General features: G+C 37.5%; 12 protein-coding genes and 1 pseudogene. 10 read left to right on the forward strand and 3 right to left on the reverse strand.

The genetic code is table 11. From position 1 onward, the window contains the following. Positions 1 to 5: 5 nt before the first annotated feature. From B2W36_RS10280 to B2W36_RS10290, 3 genes are all read left to right on the forward strand, one after another. Positions 6 to 215: a hypothetical protein gene (locus tag B2W36_RS10280; protein WP_293887636.1), complete on the forward strand. Its 210-nt coding sequence runs from the start codon at positions 6 to 8 to the stop codon at positions 213 to 215. A 75-nt stretch (positions 216 to 290) separates the two neighbouring features. Beyond that, entirely contained in the window at positions 291 to 716 is a 426-nt protein-coding gene (locus B2W36_RS10285; protein ID WP_293887637.1) for a hypothetical protein, read from the forward strand. Positions 717 to 719: 3 nt separating this feature from the next. After that, on the forward strand, positions 720 to 968 hold the full coding sequence (locus B2W36_RS10290) for a hypothetical protein (RefSeq protein WP_293887638.1): 249 nt from the start codon (positions 720 to 722) through the stop codon (positions 966 to 968). 21 nt (positions 969 to 989) lie between these two features. On the opposite strand, the gene B2W36_RS10295 is transcribed toward B2W36_RS10290, so the two are convergent. Beyond that, positions 990 to 1,250, reverse strand: a complete 261-nt coding sequence (locus B2W36_RS10295) for a hypothetical protein (RefSeq protein WP_293887639.1) — start codon at positions 1,248 to 1,250, stop codon at positions 990 to 992. Positions 1,251 to 2,202: 952 nt separating this feature from the next. Between B2W36_RS10295 and B2W36_RS10300 the strand changes: the two genes are divergently transcribed. The 5 genes from B2W36_RS10300 (at position 2,203) to B2W36_RS10320 (ending at position 10,057) form a co-directional block, all read left to right on the forward strand. Beyond that, a complete protein-coding gene (locus tag B2W36_RS10300; RefSeq protein WP_293887640.1) occupies positions 2,203 to 5,436 on the forward strand; it encodes a SusC/RagA family TonB-linked outer membrane protein in 3,234 nt (1,077 codons plus the stop codon). A gap of 14 nt (positions 5,437 to 5,450) precedes the next feature. Then, complete coding sequence (locus tag B2W36_RS10305; RefSeq protein WP_293887641.1) at positions 5,451 to 6,956, forward strand: SusD/RagB family nutrient-binding outer membrane lipoprotein; 1,506 nt, start codon at positions 5,451 to 5,453, stop codon at positions 6,954 to 6,956. Between the two features lie 31 nt (positions 6,957 to 6,987). Then, positions 6,988 to 7,677, forward strand: coding sequence for a BT_2262 family domain-containing protein (locus tag B2W36_RS10310; RefSeq protein WP_293887642.1), 690 nt, complete (start codon positions 6,988 to 6,990; stop codon positions 7,675 to 7,677). Between the two features lie 4 nt (positions 7,678 to 7,681). Continuing rightward, positions 7,682 to 8,188, forward strand: coding sequence for a lipid-binding protein (locus B2W36_RS10315; RefSeq protein WP_293887643.1), 507 nt, complete (start codon positions 7,682 to 7,684; stop codon positions 8,186 to 8,188). Between the two features lie 1,197 nt (positions 8,189 to 9,385). Further along, on the forward strand, positions 9,386 to 10,057 hold the full coding sequence (locus B2W36_RS10320; RefSeq protein ID WP_293887644.1) for an IS66 family transposase: 672 nt from the start codon (positions 9,386 to 9,388) through the stop codon (positions 10,055 to 10,057). Between the two features lie 908 nt (positions 10,058 to 10,965). On the opposite strand, the gene B2W36_RS10325 is transcribed toward B2W36_RS10320, so the two are convergent. Next, positions 10,966 to 11,949: an ISAon1 family transposase gene (locus tag B2W36_RS10325; RefSeq protein WP_293887645.1), complete on the reverse strand. Its 984-nt coding sequence runs from the start codon at positions 11,947 to 11,949 to the stop codon at positions 10,966 to 10,968. Continuing rightward, complete coding sequence (locus B2W36_RS10330) at positions 11,942 to 12,295, reverse strand: ISAon1 family transposase N-terminal region protein (RefSeq protein WP_293887646.1); 354 nt, start codon at positions 12,293 to 12,295, stop codon at positions 11,942 to 11,944. Before B2W36_RS10330 ends, B2W36_RS10325 begins: the two co-directional genes overlap by 8 nt. 82 nt (positions 12,296 to 12,377) lie before the next feature. Between B2W36_RS10330 and B2W36_RS10335 the strand changes: the two are divergent. Together B2W36_RS10335 and B2W36_RS10340 are read left to right on the forward strand one after the other, a co-directional pair. After that, positions 12,378 to 15,305: pseudogene (locus B2W36_RS10335) on the forward strand (SusC/RagA family TonB-linked outer membrane protein); the annotation flags it as partial. 13 nt (positions 15,306 to 15,318) lie between these two features. Then, positions 15,319 to 16,683 (forward strand): RagB/SusD family nutrient uptake outer membrane protein, encoded by a 1,365-nt coding sequence (locus tag B2W36_RS10340; protein WP_293887647.1) that lies wholly within the window; start codon positions 15,319 to 15,321, stop codon positions 16,681 to 16,683. Positions 16,684 to 16,697 lie beyond the last annotated feature (14 nt).

Genomic DNA, 16,697 nt, shown 5'->3' on the forward strand with positions numbered 1-16,697 from the left:
GAGCTATGACAGAAACATTTTCTTCGAAAGCAAGGGGGAAAGTGTTTATTAGCGATACGATAGTGAATTACTTTGATAAATCAGGGAATCCTGTTAAGACAAAACTAGCGTCTTATTCCTATCAATATATTGTTCCTGTAGGAGATGATTTGAATAGATTGTTTAATATTGTTAGCTATTATACGGAGACTGATTCCATCAAATCCTTCGCTTAGAGCCAAGATAGCACAGTTGGGTTTTTCGGGTGGAAGTATGTCGGGGAGTCGACAGTATACTATCCAAATGGACAGTTGAAAAGCTTAGAGAAATTTGATGCAGACGGTGTGCCTACGGATTCTTCATACTATTATTATCCGACAGGAAAATTGAAAATGCTCGTGACGCATATTGACACTGCACAAAATCCGTTTACGGGTTCGAGAATGACAAAACCATATCACTTGTTGTATATGGATTCTTTGGGAAATTATCTCTTGAAGCGCGGGAACGGATTCCTTCGAATGGATTATGACGATGGTACCTATTTCGAAGGTGAGCTAAAAGATAATGAAAAAGAGGGTAAATGGGAAGGTTGGAATATGGGGAGCCGTTATGAAGAACAGTATTTAGGTGGTGTTTTTCAGAGCGGAAAAAGATTTCGTTCCAATGGAGAGGTTGTTTTATACGATGCTGAGACAAAGCAATCGGCACCGATTCTTCCGCTTAAATTGAAGTAGTTTATGGAAGCCGTTTATCGGCAGATCGATATACCGGACAATTTAATTACTCAATTGAAGTCTAGGCTTATTAACGTGACATTTGTTGTCAACAAAGATGGTAGACTCAGTAAATTTAAATATGATCGGGATATTCCTATTAAGGTCAGTAGCGCGATTACAACAGCGATTCAGGCTGTTGGTCCTTGGAAGCCAGGTAGACTGCAAGGAGAGCCTGTGGCTGTGAGTTATACTATTCCAATAGCTTTGTAGTGTGATTGACACATTCTTCAATCAGTGTTTGAAAGAAATTTTGCTGCAGATGGTTGTGGCAAATTTCTGTTCAAGGCGATCACGCTTTAAACGATAGTTTGATATGTCAAATAAGTACAGCTGCGTAGCCGAAGGTAGCCCCATATCTTTGTGTAAAATGCAGCTCGCCCCCTCTTCGGAAATGGTTCCACAGTTATTCGATAGGGTTTCGGCTACCAGTAAAAGTATACTCGCAAGCCCTGTCAAGGCCCATTCGAAGGGAGGCAAACATGTCTCAAACATGTGCCAAAGAAATTTTAAAGTGCTGTCAAAGACCACCTGACTTTGAGATAGAGGTACCACCTTCCGGCGACTTTTTCTCCACCAATTCCCTATTAACTCCTACCTTTTATAGAACTGGACTCGCATTTTCCTCGGCTGTTCTTCGAATTTGACCCGAGGGAGATTCGAAGCCTGCCCGAAGAAAATTCGAGCAAAGGTGGGAGATAGGTAGGAGTTGGTCACCTATTAGTGGTGTATTGGTTGATTATATCTTAACCCAAGATCGACTACAGGTTGAAACAACGATCACACAAGGTTGACTATAGCGCGTGACTAGGTTTACTCCTTATACGTTTTTTTTTAAGCAGAATGATAGCTAAGTAATGGAACAGGGCCGAGGAGAGAGATAAATTTTCGCTGAGGGTTTTGAGTTGACTTATTATACTATTCGTCTCTTTATGGAGTGCGATATTTTTGTAGTTGCACTGGGATAAATGTTTATGGCTGATTTTGAAGTTTAAGGGAAAAGATTCACCAGGCATGTAATACGAGTGTCTATGTGGCGAGGTAGAGGATAGGGGGCAAGAAGTTTTTACCGTAAAGATAATAGGGGAAGCCATTTCACAGTGAAATTGGAAAGTTGCTATATTATTTTACATAAACAGATAAGGTTTGATGTAAATAGTTTTCCTTAATAATGTAACAATGTTACTTAAGTATGTTAAATTTTTAAAATTAAAGTACTACTATTCAGTACTTTAATTTTGTTTGTGAATTAATTGTTATCAATAAATTATGCTTGCATTGCAAATGTTAAAAAAAGTTATAATTTTGTATTTAACGTTTTTTAACATATGGAAGCAATTCAACGAAAAACCGTTACTAACTATAATGCATATATAAATTATTGAAAAGTACATTTCTAACCAAAATATACTATCAAGAATAAACATTTTTTAATAAACATAAACATATGAAACACAAATTACTCAGTTTATTCGTGGGTAGTATGATTCTGACTTCTGTGGCATTTGCACAGGAGAGAAAGGTCAGTGGTCATGTTACAGGAGTTGATGGCAAACCATTGGCGGGTGTAACAATCATTGTCCAAGGATCAAATACTGCTACCCAGACAGATGCAAATGGTAATTATTCATTATCAGCACCTAATGGAAAAGTTATCGTATTTCGCTCTGTAGGCTTTGCAGATAAAACGCTAATCGTTAAAGAAGGACAATCGTCTTTTAACGTAACGTTAGATAACGCCGACAATGCCCTTGATGAGGTGGTTGTCACAGCTATGGGGATTACTCGCTCAGAAAAATCATTAGGTTATTCGGCTACAAAAATTGGTGGCGCAGAATTAGCGGCGTCTCGGAATACAAATGTTGCTAATGCTTTAGCTGGTAAAGTCGCGGGGGTTCAAGTTAATTCAACCGGTGCATCTCCAGGAGCGGTTTCTTCGGTGGTGATCCGTGGCTTTAGTTCTATCAATGGGTCTAACCAAGCTCTTTATGTTGTTGATGGAGTTCCATTGCAAACAAGCAATTTTCAAACTGATGGTACTACAATTGCGGCAGGTGGTATATCCAGCATTTCTTCTGATGATATTGAATCAATGACCGTTCTTAAAGGGGCGGCTGCTACCGCGTTGTACGGCTCTCGTGCGTCCAATGGCGTCGTTGTTATTACAACAAAGTCAGGAAAAAAAGGGAATGGTCGAAATTTTTCCCTATCCTATAATGGTGGTATGCAATTTAGGGAAATGTCCGTTTTTCCAATCATGCAAAATGAATTTGGACAAGGTTGGAATGGTCAACAAACTTATATTGAAAATGGATCTTGGGGACCTCGACTAGATGGTTCACAACAATTGTTCGGACCGGTATGGGATAATAAACAATTATATCATGAATATTCTGCCCGAAAAAATAATGTTAAGGACTTCTTAGATATTGGCAAGTCATTTAATAATAGTATTGCATTTAACGGTGCATCTGAGGATAATAAACTTACTTATTACCTTTCCTACTCAAATACCAAGGACGATGGAATAATGCCAACGGATGCGGATTCTTACAAACGAAATACATTAGCATACCGAAGTACATATCAAGGTACTGATTGGTTAAAAGTATCTTCCAACCTTAATTTTACAACTAATAAAACGAATGTAGTTGGTACATATCAAGGAACTTCTGTAATAGACGGACTATTGGAATTACCAAGAGATATATCGATTATAGACAAAAAAGATTTATCTAGTCCATTTAATACGCCTGAGGCTTACTTTACTCCTTACGGGATAACAAATCCATATTGGGCACTGGCAAACAACTACAATCAGTTGAATTCAAAGCAATTTAATGGAAAAATTCAAGCGGATATTAATCCTATAAAAGAGTTGACTCTGACATATCGTTTCGGATTTGATCATTTGAATTATGATCAAAAAATTGGAGTGCCAGAGATAAAGTTAGATGATAAATTAATCACTGATAATAAAGGTTATCCGCCATCCGCAATGAATCAAGCAGGGAATGTCTTTTCGCGTTATGGAAGTTCATACGAACTTAACCACGATTTTTTGGCTACCTATGATAATAAATTTGATAAGTTATCGCTTACGGCGCTTTTAGGTATGAATATTAATGAAAGATATTCTACTTATATGCAAGGTCAAACAGATGGGTTATCAGTATATACCGGTTTTTGGGATTTAAGTAATGGTTCTGTAAGATCTGAATTGAGTGAAGTGCAAACAAAACGAAGATTGGTTGGTCTTTTTGGAGATGTAACCTTGGGCTATGATGAAACTGTGTTTTTGAATTTAACTGCCCGTAACGATTGGTCTTCGACGTTACCAATTAATAAAAATAATTATTTCTATCCGGGAGCAACATTGAGCTGGTTATTTACGAATAACTTGCCTAAAAATAATATATTATCGTTCGGTAAAGCAAGATTAGCTTACGGGCGCACAGGTAATGATGCTGGAGTTTATCAAACGACTGCGCGCTATATTCAGGGATTTGCCAACGGTTACTACGGATCGGATATTGCCAAATTTCCATTAAATGGGACTAACTCATTCCTTTTAAGTACGCAAAAAGGCAGTGATCAATTGTCTCCAGAAATGACAACGGAGTTCGAAGCCGGTCTTGATTTGAAATTCTTAAACAATCGTATTGGTCTAGATGCTGTATTTTATAATAGAAGAACTACAGATCAAATATTTCCTCTATCAGTAGATCCAGCAAGTGGCTTTGCAACAATGGTCACAAATGTTGGAGAGGTAAGAAATAGAGGTATAGAACTCTTGCTTTCAACAACGCCAATCAAAACCGAAAAATTTAGATGGGATTTAAACTTAAATCTTACAATTAATAGGAATAAAGTTATCTCTTTGGATGAGCGCATCGGAGATAAATTTCAGATCTATAATTTTTCAGCAGGAAATGACAATGTGAGCATGTATGCGGAAGTGGGTAAGCCGTTAGGGACTTTCTACACATATTTACCCACGTATGTTGAAGATGCTAGTAGCCCATATTATGGTAAGTTAATTGTAGATGATGAGTATGGCCAACCTGTATTAACAAAAGATATTATGAGCACGGGATTAAATATTCAGCCAAAGTGGACAGGCGGAGCGACAACTTCTTTTAGTGCATACGGCTTTACATTAGGTGCTACTTTGGATATACGTCAAGGGGGGTATATGTTTTCTCGGACAAAAAATTTGATGCAATTCACGGGGAATGGTATCGAAACCATGTACAATGATCGTAATCCTTTTATCATTCCTAATTCTGCACAACGCGTGCTGGACAAAAACGGAAATTTTGTGAGATATCAAGATAACACGACGCCTATTTATCTTTCAAATAGTAGTTACCAAAATTACTTTAACAACTACGGCGCGAAAGAAGGGGGACAATATTATTTATTAGATCGATCGTTTAGAAAAATAAGGAATATTTCTTTATCATATGTATTGCCAAAATCTTGGGTAAGTTCAGCAAAATTAAGCGATGTGGCAGTTACAGCATTTGTAAATAACCCATTCGTATGGACACCAAAGAGCAATAAGTTCATCGATCCTGAAGGATCATCAATAGGTAGCGATCTGTCTGGACAGTTTGGAGAATTGTACATTAATCCGGCAACTCGAATTTATGGATTTAACGTAAGTCTTAAATTTTAATGATTAATATGAATATGAAAAGGATAATATTGCCTTTATTGGCATTAAGCATAGGGGTTACTTCATGTAAGAAGTTTTTGGATATTAATGAAAGTCCAAATTCGCCCACGGAAGAGAATGTTTCCAACACACTAATTGTCCCAGGAATTGAGATGAATCTTGCTGCTAGTTATGGGAATTATTTTAGGATCATTGGCGGATATTATGCCGAGCATTACAGCCAAACATTTGGGACAAGTAATTACGTTGATTATTCGCAATTCATCGCGTCTCAAACGAGGTCCGCTGGTACTTACACTCAGTTAAATACACGGGTATTAAAAAATGCTAATACAGTACTTGAAAAGGCTAAAGCAGATGGTGATTGGAATACCTATTTAATTGCAACTACACTACGCGTGTTTTCAATCCAAGCCTTAGTAGACGCTTATGGAGAAACTCCATATTCGGAAGCACTTAAGGATGATATCCTATCACCTAAATATGATGATGGAAAAGATATATATGCTGGTATTTTAGCTGAGCTAGATGAGGCTTTGTCTAAGGTAGAACTTGATAAACCTGTCATCCCGACTTTCTTATATCCGAAAGTTGGGAATCAAGATCCAGATCCAGCTGATTGGGTTAGATTTGCTAATGCGTTGAAGTTAAAGTTTTTGATGCGCATCAGTAAGGTTCAAGATGTTAAAAATGAGCTTACGACACTTATAACTGAAAATATGTTTCCATTATCAGACGTCTCTTATGCAAATATGTGGGCTGATGAAACTGGTAAGGCAAATCCTTTTTACCAAGAAGAATTTGCGGCTTACTTCGGATCGAATCAACAAAATGTCATATTAAATTTGGCATTGTCAGGTACAATGGAAGATGTTGAAGATGCTCGATTGTCTAAATTTTTTATGAAAAATGGCAGTGGACTTTATAATGGAGGTGTTTCTGGTACTAATTTTTCGCTTTCCAATGTATATACTGCAAGTTATTTTAGTAGACCAAATATGAGTTATAATTCACCAGTCTATTTAATTACTAAATCCGAAATAGAGTTTTTCTTAGCAGAATATTACGCGAGATATGGCTCCGCTGGACAAGCAAAAACGCATTATGAAAATGCTATAACGCAATCATTCCTATCTGCAGGCCTTAGTGCTGCAGATGCAGCAGATATTTATGAAGGAGATTATGCTTATGATAATGCAAAGTTTGAGAAACTCATCGGGATTCAAAAATGGATTGCGCTCAGTGGGACAAATAACTTTGAGGCTTGGTGTGAATTACGCCGTCTAAAATACCCAGCTTTTGGATCCGTTACTGGGGAAAATATATATAACGAGGAAACAGATGTGTTTAAACCTGAATTATTTGTTCCTGGAACTTTATATACTCCGATAAAATATAATACTGAATTGGGCGCGGGAAAGGTTTTGCAACGTTTGCGTTATGCTCAAAGTTCGACAAATTCAAATTCCAATGCACCTGCTGTTAAATCAGATTCCGAGCCAGTATTTTGGGCAAAGTAAGGTCTAGTAATAAATTTTTAAATAAAAAATAATGAAAAGATTTATATATAATATTATTCCTTTTATGTTGGCTTTGTTTTTATTGCAAGCTTGTAAAAAGGAGACAACAGAAGGATATACGCATGTGACAAGCTTTCCTTTGTTGAGCATTGAGGGAGGAAGTCGCGTAACTTTACCATTAGGAGGCACATTTAGTGAACCTGGGTATATCGCTACAATTGATGGAAATGATGTCTCAGAAAAGGTCGTAGTTAAATCAACAATTAATCCTAATAAAGTTGGGCCTTACGCGGTTAATTACTCCATTGCAAATGCCGAAGGTTATAAGGCAGAAGTAACTAGAGACGTGTATGTTTATGATCCTGCAGCTAGTGTTATGCCATCAAAAGGATATATTGTTCAGGCCGGTAGCAATAGGAATGGATCTGTTGTATTTAATGGTTACACGATTGCTGTTTATCAAACCGCGCCTGGGATTTTTACGATTACTGACTTTTTAGGAGGGTATTATGATAAAAGAGCTGGATATGGTATAAAGTATGCTGCACTCGGTAAGTTTAAATTGAACAGTGACAATACACTAACTCTCATAGAAAGCTTTGTTGCAGGATGGGGAGATAGCTTATCAGCATTGGAAAATGCTAAATTTGATCCGGCTACGAAAACCATCAGTTTTACAGCTGTGTATGCTGGATTTAACTTTAACATAATTTTGAAATAATAGTATGAAAAAGATATTTTATATAATAGGATTTTGTTTTCTCACATTCCAATCGTGTAAGAAAGATGAAGTTGAAGGTACAGCCACACAGAAGCTTGCTGGTGAGTGGTATGTAACTGCTGATGCATTGAAAGCCGATGGTTCTTTATTTGAAAAAGATGTTTACGGTTTAGGGCATTTTATGTTAGCAACTTATAATACTGAAAGTAACGATGCGTCCAAGATTTGGATAGAGGATAGAGGCAATTTTTGGGATTTTAAAGGAATAATAAATGGAGATGTAAATGCATTAACTTTTTCTGGAGAAGATGTCCAAAACGTAAGCTATGATTCAAAATTTACAGTTACAAACGGTAAAATTTTAAAGGCTGCTGCTACGACACCTAGTGGTATGAAAGCCGATAGTGTAGTTTTTGAAATTAAGTTTGATGATGATGACCCTGCCGGCAATGGTTTCGATCGCTATCGAATTACTGGATATCGTTATACTGGATTGGCAAATGATGATTAAAAATCAATTTAGGAAATAATTTATTGAATAAAATCCAAAATATTGCGCAAATCTATTTATTAGGTTTGTAAGAATGAGCCTGGTATTTATTGGGCTCATTCTATTTAATTTGGAATATTATTTGCTGAAGCGATAATCATTGGACTGTCTTTTTACTGTTTCATCTTCGATTAGCAGCTCCAGAAAACCAAAGTAGCTGATCTTTTTTTCCAGGGCATGCCGGTTTCTCATTTCAAGTTCTGGGCCAAAGTGGCTAATTTTGATCTTACCTAAGGCAAAGGTTCTTCTAGGCCAACTTCAAGGGCTTTTCGTATCCGGGAAACAGTCTTACGTCACATCCCAAGTTCCGAGGCTATTTCTAATATAGACTTTCCGTGAGATAGGAGTGTTTTTATAGTATTATACATTGCCACTTTATACATAATGTCGGACTTAAATACTCTGACAAGTTAAAGCTATTTAAAAATTTAAGGTAGTGGCATCTTAGTGGGAACATATGGAGGTGCTTTAGTGATAATTAGCAGTTTTAGACAAATGGATGGAAAAGTATCAAAACAATATGTCTTTTGAAAGGTGCGGCGATGGATGCCATCGTCCCTTGTACCATTTGAAATCAGGCTGTATTTATCAAACATGCGTAATCCAGCGGATGAGGGAAAGCAAACTTAAACTCAACAGCGAGATGACAAAAATTGTATATTGGAAAAACTCGGTTCACAGAGAGATAAATCCAGCGTCCGTTGCGTTCACTTTCCTCGGTCATACATTTTGACAGTGGGGTAGGCCAACTAAAACCGGCTGGAAGTTTACATATTTTCCATGTATGAGTCAGGATGCTAAGAAATTCGTTCGAGAAAGTGAAGTGCATAGTGAATAGAAGTTTTATGGATGAGATAAAAGACATTGCCCAAGGTCTGAACTTAATGGAAAGAGTTTGGATTAATTTCTACTTTGTGTATTTAAGATGGACGGGCAATGGACTTTGGTACGGATAAACCTTAAGCTAGTAAGATGGGTTATGAGGCGTAAAAAGCTGGGAAGAGGAAGATATATCGTTGGCTGAAGAAATCTACCTCCAGAATCCGAATCTATTCATTCATTGGTCACTCGCCAGAGCGTAATAGGTAAAATTAACAGCTGATCTGGAACCGCCGTGTGGCGATAGACTGTCACGCACGGTGCTGTGAGCGGTTCGGGGTGAAATCAACCTACCTACTCAACCCAATAAAAGTACTGGACAGCGATAAAAAAGGAGCAGCCCATCATTGGTACTTTTGGTTCTACAATTCGGCTTTTGATAAAACGTTGCTGTTCGATTACACCCTTTCCCGTGCTGGCCATGTACTTAAATTAATGCTCGATAGTTTTAAAGGGTATCTACAGACCGATAGCTATGCGGCATACGATGATAACTTGGGTAAAAAGAAAGATGTCACCCATCTGGCCGGCTGGGTATACGTGCGCTATGAGTTTGAGAAATTCCTAAACAATGACCAGCAAAGAGCCAAAAAGGCTTTACTGATGATACAGAATCTTTATAAAGTTGAACGAAAAGCTAAAGAAGAAAAGTTATCTCTAATAATATCAAAGGAGCTCCGACTGGAAGGGTCCCTGCCGGTTATCAACGATATGGGTAAAGGGCTATTCGAAGTATTAGAAAACACCCTCCCTAGAAATCAGATCAGAAAGCTATGGCCTATGCCTATGCCCGTTGTGATGCGCTTTCGGCATATATATACGATGAAACCTATACATAGAAAACAGTCTCGCAGAGACGCTATCAGACCCATAGCCCTAGGCCGCAAGAACTGGCTGTTCGTCAACAGCCATCAAGCTGCTGGGAGTACGGCAATGGTATATTTTTCTTAGCTATCTGCAAAAGCATGCAGTAACTCCTTTTCCGTGGTTAAGGCATAATTTACTTAGTATCGAATCAATAAGCCATAAAAAGATCAGATACCTTTATCCGCAAAACTTCAAGAAAACAACTCGCCTGTAGTTCATAGGGAGGATATTCATTTTTCGGAAAAGTTCTGAAGATCGCTGATGCTTATATATCCTATACCAGATATCTAGTGGGTAATAAGTAATTCCTGATTCTCTGCCAGAGATTTTGCAAAGCGATAATGCTCATCTATCTGTTTAACATATTTCAACTTAAAATCAAAACTGTACTTCGTTTTCTTATTCATAAAAAAGGCTGTGTATAACCTTTTGGGAACTGCACGTTGAAAACATTTTTTATTTTAATATATTATAACGCGATCGTTTGTTTTCGATCTTTTTCTAAAACATATAAGAGATATCTTGTGCAAGATTGAAGACGTACGAGTAAAATCTTTCTATTCATTTACTCATTTATAGTATGATTCATTATGCTGAGTATAATCATAGTTTGTTACGTTTGATTTTTATGAAGGTAATATGTTAATTGTCAGTTGATTCTTGTATTTTTTTTATATAAATGTGGTTAGAAAGCTATGTTAGCCTTGCAAAATGTGAAAATTGTTATAAATTTGTACTTAACATTTTTTAACAGCTAACAAAGCTCGATTGAAAATGGATCACTAACTATTAGCTAAAAGTAATTATTGAAAAGTGAAATTTGCTAGCCAAAGTTTTTTTATTGCCAGGAATTGAAATAAACATACTTAATTAAACAAAACATATGAAACACAAATTACTCAGTTTTTTCGTGGGTAGTATGATTCTTACTTCTGTTGCGTTTGCGCAAGAGAAAAAAGGGATCATACCGAAAGTTTGGGGGGTAATCATTTTTAAGCATACAATTTCATTACCCTGTATAGGAAAAATGTGGTGTCTCTTACGCCGCGGAATACGCTCCTGAAAGCTTTAAGTTTTGCATTAAAGGACTCTGCGGATGCATTGGTGCTTCTATTGTCGAAGTAGTGGAGAATGTATTGATGATGCGCTGCAATGGATCTTGCGACACTCGCGAATGAAGCAATACCCGCGTTCTCAACTTGGTTGTGCCACAATCCTAACTTTGTGAAAGCAACTTTTTTATCCCTGCATTTATTGAAGATATCACCCAAGGCAATTCCAAGATCATAAGCCTGTTTTAACTTGGGAAACCTGATAAACAGCAGTTCTGCACGGCGTTTTTGGCTTTCTGACCATCGGATTGGATGCTGGAACAGCAGGTATCTCGATCTAGCTAATAGCTGTTTGAGCGTATCACCATTAGCCAACAACTCGGGCTCATATGGGATACCCCGTTTTCGCAATTCCATTATTTTCTTGCTTTCTGCATCCAGAACTTCCCATCGGTATTTGATACGGAGTTCCTGCACGGCATCATATACAAGCTTTTGGACATGGAAGCGATCCACTACACGTCTGGCATTCCTGAAACATCTACGGATTGCCGTAGCCATGTTTGGCGCCATATCCATGGTCACTTCTTTTACCTTATTCCTGGAGCGCAGGGGAATCCGTTCAAGAACACTGATAATATCTTCGGCCTTTGTTCCCTTGATAGTTGCCAGAATAGTCCCTTTTCGGCCTTTAGCCGACTTACTGCTTATGATCGTGTAAAGTTCACCGTTACTAAAGCTGGTCTCATCAATGCTTAACTGTTCGGAGATGTTTTCTGCAAACAATGTCCAGCTCTCGGCATGCGCCTTCTGGTTCCAGTCATGGAAATCACTGAGATGGTTCTTGTATTGATCCTGTAGCTGCTTACCGTCCATCTGGAAAAATAATCCTACCAGTTGGGCACTTACAGGGTGGTTATCCAAATATCTTCTTTAAAAAAAGCCCGAATTCCGTAGTCATTCGAGCACCCTCACCTACTAGGTTCCAATTTCTTGTGATGATCTCTCCGGTATCTAACACTGTCCATCGCCGACGCCGAATATGTAGCGTAACTTTCTGGCCCCGAATGGGAAAGTCTGAAATCTCAGTGGAAGGAATGAAGTCCTTTGACTCCAACTTGCTGTTCTCATAGCCTGTCGGTGCAATATTAAGCTCATCTAAATAAATGTGGAGCTGATTGTCGACTTGATCGACTGCTAAAATCTGAAAGTATTCCAAAAGCCCTTCGGGCATCAATAGAGACAGTAATTTACGTTCGGCTTCTTCCAAGAGATATACGTATTAAAAACGCTAAACTAAGAAATTTTTAACATTCCCCCCAAACTTTCAACTTGATCCGAAAAAAGTAAGCGGTCGAGTAACTGGAGCAGATGGTAAGCCATTGGCTGGAGTGACGATTGCTGTTCAAGGATCTAACGTCGCCACGCAAACAGATACGAATGGTAACTATTCGCTATCTGTACCAACAGGAAAAGTTATGGTATTTCGTTCGGTAGGATTTGCTGACAAAACCTTGATTGTTAAAGAAGGACAATCAGCTTTCAATGTAACATTGGATAATACGGATAATGCATTACAAGAGGTAGTGGTTGTAGGGTATGGTACTCAACTTCGAAGAAACTTGACAACTTCTATATCCACTGTTGGAGCAAATGATCTAAAGGAAATGCCTGTTGCCAATATCCAACAAGCTTTACAAGGGAAATCGGCGGGTGTTCAGGTATCATCAGGTGGTGGTCGTCCTGGAGCTCCTATAGCAGTCCAGATACGTGGTAGATCTTCTATCAATGCGGGGAATAATCCATTGTATGTTGTAGACGGTGTGATTATGCCTTCAAATAACTCTTTTACACCTAATGATGTTGGAGCTGGAATTTCGCCATTAGCAAATTTGAATCCTGACGACATTACCTCTGTTGAGGTTCTAAAAGACGCAGCAGCGGCTGCAATTTATGGATCTAGGGGGTCTAATGGGGTCGTAATCATTACGACAAAAAGTGGAAGTAAAGGAGGAAAATCGCTTATTGCAGCTTCCGCATATACAGGATGGCAATCGTTAACCAAGAAAAAGGAATTGCTTAATTCTACAGAATATCGCACACTGTATAATGAGGCAGCTGTAAACGCTGGTCTTGCTCAGGTTTTTACAAACGACCAAGTTGCGAATCCTGAAAACAATGTCAATTGGTTGGACGAGATCCTTGCTAAAAACTCAAGGATTAATTCTGCACAAGTATCTCTTACTTCTGGGGCAAATGAAAAAACCCAGTTTTATACGTCATTTAACTATTTAGATCAAGATGGCGCGTTGCTTCGTGGAGGATTTAAAAGATATGCACTTCGCGCAAATTTAACTCATCAAATAAATGATTTTATAAAGTTTGGTTCTAATACGGCGCTTTCGCGCACAGAAAGAGATGAAACACCAGTAGATAATAGTATTTTTTCACCTTTTCCACGTGCCTTGGTTGCTAGACCAGACCAGCCTATTTATAATCCAGATGGAACATTTGCGACTAATAGTTATAATAACCCCGTCCATATGTTTCAGTCTCAAAACTTAGTGAATTTGTCGAATGTTTTCAATTCGTCTTATTTAGAGTTTGATATCGTATCTGGATTAAAATTTAAAACAGCATTAGGTATAGATTTCTCTTATTTAGATCAGCGATTATATAATCCTATAACTTCATTATCAGGAGCAGGAAGTAGCGGATCTGCTAATTCTGGATATGTTCAGACAAGAAATGTATTGGCTACGCAAACATTATCGTACGATAAATCTTTTTACAATAACCGTTTAGATTTGAATGCGATTGCTGTTTATGAATATCAAAAAAATCAACGAGAAAATAATAGAGTTGATGGGTCTAATTTTCCATCTGATTTAACTCCTTATATAACTTCCGCAGCGTCAATTACCGGTGGAACTGCTAATTTTACTGAATATGCTATGGCTTCATCTTTAGCTCGTGTAAATCTAGGTTGGGAAGGAAAATATTTATTCTCTGCATCAATAAGAAGAGATGGTTCTTCTAAGTTTCCTAAATCAGGAAGGTTTGGATACTTTCCTTCAGTTTCGGCAGGATGGGTTGTTTCTCAAGAGAATTTCTTGAAAGAGGTTGATGCTATAAGTTTGTTGAAAGTGAGAGCTTCTTATGGTTCAACAGGTAATCAAGAGGGTATTGCGAATTTTGCCTATCGCAGAACTATTGGCGGGGGCTTCAATTATTTCGATACTCCAGGTTTTGCATTGTCTGCTATTGGTAGTCCTAATTTGAAATGGGAATCCACTGATCAAATTGATATTGGTGTTGATTTAGGATTATTTAATAATAGATTAGAACTTTCTGCAGATTATTATAATAAAAAGACGAAAGATCTATTGTTAAATAGACCAATTCCTTCAACAACCGGATTTACAACAATATTAGAAAATATCGGAAATATTAAAGGATCTGGTTTTGATTTCCAAATCACTTCAAGAAACTTTGTGGGCAGTGACTTTAATTGGTCAACATCATTAAATCTTTCCACATATAAAAATGAGGTTACGAAGTTATATAATGATCAGCCAATTGATCAGGGATTTGTCGTTCGACATGCAGTTGGGCAACCTTTAGGATCTTTCTTTTTAATCAAATCCTTAGGAGTAGATCCTGAAACAGGAGATATGAAATATGAGGATATTGATGGCTCTGGAACTATTACTTCTGCAGATAGACAATTTTTAGGAAATCCCCTGCCTAAATTTTATGGTGGGATAACAAATAACTTATCTTATAAGAGCTTTGATTTAAATATATTCTTTCAATATAGCTATGGAAATGATCTTTATAATTTAGGTGCTGAAGGCACCGGTGGATATGGAAGCATGGGAGGGGTGGTAACGGCAACCGCTCCAGCGACTAATATGTTTAAAGAATATTATGATGAACGTTGGACTCCAGATAACAAGAACGCAAAATATCCTCGTGCGGTTGGAGGAACAAGAGGAACATATAATACACAACGGTCCTCGAGATACCTAGAAGATGGATCATACCTTCGTTTGAAAACTATTACATTAGGCTATAACCTTCCAAAATCGATCGCTCAAAAAGCGAAATTTAGCAATGTAAGGGTTTATGCTACAGCATATAATCTTTTAACATTTACTAAGTATACTGGATTTGATCCAGAAGTAAGTTCAGAGTTGACAGTTTCAAATTTAGGGGTGGATCAAAGTGCTATCCCTCAATTTAAGACTTTTATGTTGGGTGTAAATTTGGGACTTTAAAAGAGAATTAACAATGAAAAATAAAATATTTAAAACAATAGGACTTGTCTTAATTGCTGGACTTGTTGCCTCGTGTGATAGTAAGTTGGAATTATTGACACGAGATTCAGTTGCACCGGAATTAGTAGGTGGAGCTGAGGGTGATAAACTTTTAAATGGAATATACGATGCATTTCAAATCGGAAATATAAATTCAGGGTATGCATACCTAAGTTATGTAACTGAAGATTTATCCGCTGACAATTTGAAATATAGAGCTACTTTTTTTCAACATGGAGAAATTGATAATAACGCTATATTAGTTGACAATGTTCTCGTGTCAAGATATTTCAATTTTCCGTATGTTGCCATTCAAAGAGCTAATGATTTAATCGCAATTGTTAATTCTGCAACTTCAATGGACGATGCGACGAAGAAAAGACTTTTAGGAAGTGCTTATTTTTTTAGAGCTTACGGATATTACCGATTGGTTACACTTTTCGGTGCTGTTCCGATTGTTCCAAATAGGGATATTGTTGAATTACCACGAAATTCTGCAGATGAAGTTTACGCACAGATTATTAGTGATTTGAAATTGAGCATCGAAAATCCTGCTCCATTTGACAATAGTAATAAAGTATCGACGGAGGCAGCAAAGGCCTTATTAGCAAGGGTATATTTGATTAAAGGTGAAAAAGCGCTCGCGAAACAATATGCGTTGGAAGTAATAAATTCTGGTAAATTTGCAATTGAAAGCAATTATGCCAATATGTTTACAACTCCATATGAATCCCGTGAGCATATATTCAAGATTGCTAATACTGCTACTGAAGGCGATAATTCTTTAGATTATTTTCTCCAACATCCATCCATGCCGGGTGGTGGGCGTGCTGAACTACCAGTTGACGAGAGTTTGATTGCGGCATATGAGACAGGAGATCAGCGTAAAGCAGCTTCAGTTCAGGAAATTAAAGCACCTTTGGCTAATCCTGGGTGGTATTCAAAAAAATATCAGGATCCTTCGGGAAATGGTGCGCATCCATATTATATTCTTAGATTATCTGAAATGTATTTGATTATCGCAGAATGTGATTTGACTACGTTACCTTCTAATGCGCTTGAAAATTTAAATATTGTAAGGAAAAATAGAGGTTTGGGGAATTTATCTGCTATAACGTTGAATGATATAATTAAAGAACGTCGTGTTGAATTTGCTTTTGAGAATTTGAGGTGGACGGATATGAAGAGAACTCCATCACCATCTAATCCATCAAAATCTATGGCTGCTGTTTTCCTTGAGGCTAAAAAGCGGACGATTAACGATGAGCTTTATCCAATTCCTCAATCAGCTATTAATACTAATCCTAAATTATTGCCAAATAACCCCGGTTATAATTAGTATTGAAATAAAGG

This window comes from Sphingobacterium sp. UBA3549 (assembly GCF_002376635.1).
Classification (GTDB): Bacteria; Bacteroidota; Bacteroidia; order Sphingobacteriales; family Sphingobacteriaceae; genus Sphingobacterium.

Coding starts and splice junctions, on each gene's coding strand:
- B2W36_RS10295 (WP_293887639.1), bottom strand. CDS start 1,250: ATGTTTGAGACATGTTTGCCTCCCTTCGAATGGGCCTTGACAGGGCTT.
- B2W36_RS10280 (WP_293887636.1), top strand. CDS start 6: ATGACAGAAACATTTTCTTCGAAAGCAAGGGGGAAAGTGTTTATTAGC.
- B2W36_RS10305 (WP_293887641.1), top strand. CDS start 5,451: ATGAAAAGGATAATATTGCCTTTATTGGCATTAAGCATAGGGGTTACT.
- B2W36_RS10290 (WP_293887638.1), top strand. CDS start 720: ATGGAAGCCGTTTATCGGCAGATCGATATACCGGACAATTTAATTACT.
- B2W36_RS10300 (WP_293887640.1), top strand. CDS start 2,203: ATGAAACACAAATTACTCAGTTTATTCGTGGGTAGTATGATTCTGACT.
- B2W36_RS10310 (WP_293887642.1), top strand. CDS start 6,988: ATGAAAAGATTTATATATAATATTATTCCTTTTATGTTGGCTTTGTTT.
- B2W36_RS10315 (WP_293887643.1), top strand. CDS start 7,682: ATGAAAAAGATATTTTATATAATAGGATTTTGTTTTCTCACATTCCAA.
- B2W36_RS10340 (WP_293887647.1), top strand. CDS start 15,319: ATGAAAAATAAAATATTTAAAACAATAGGACTTGTCTTAATTGCTGGA.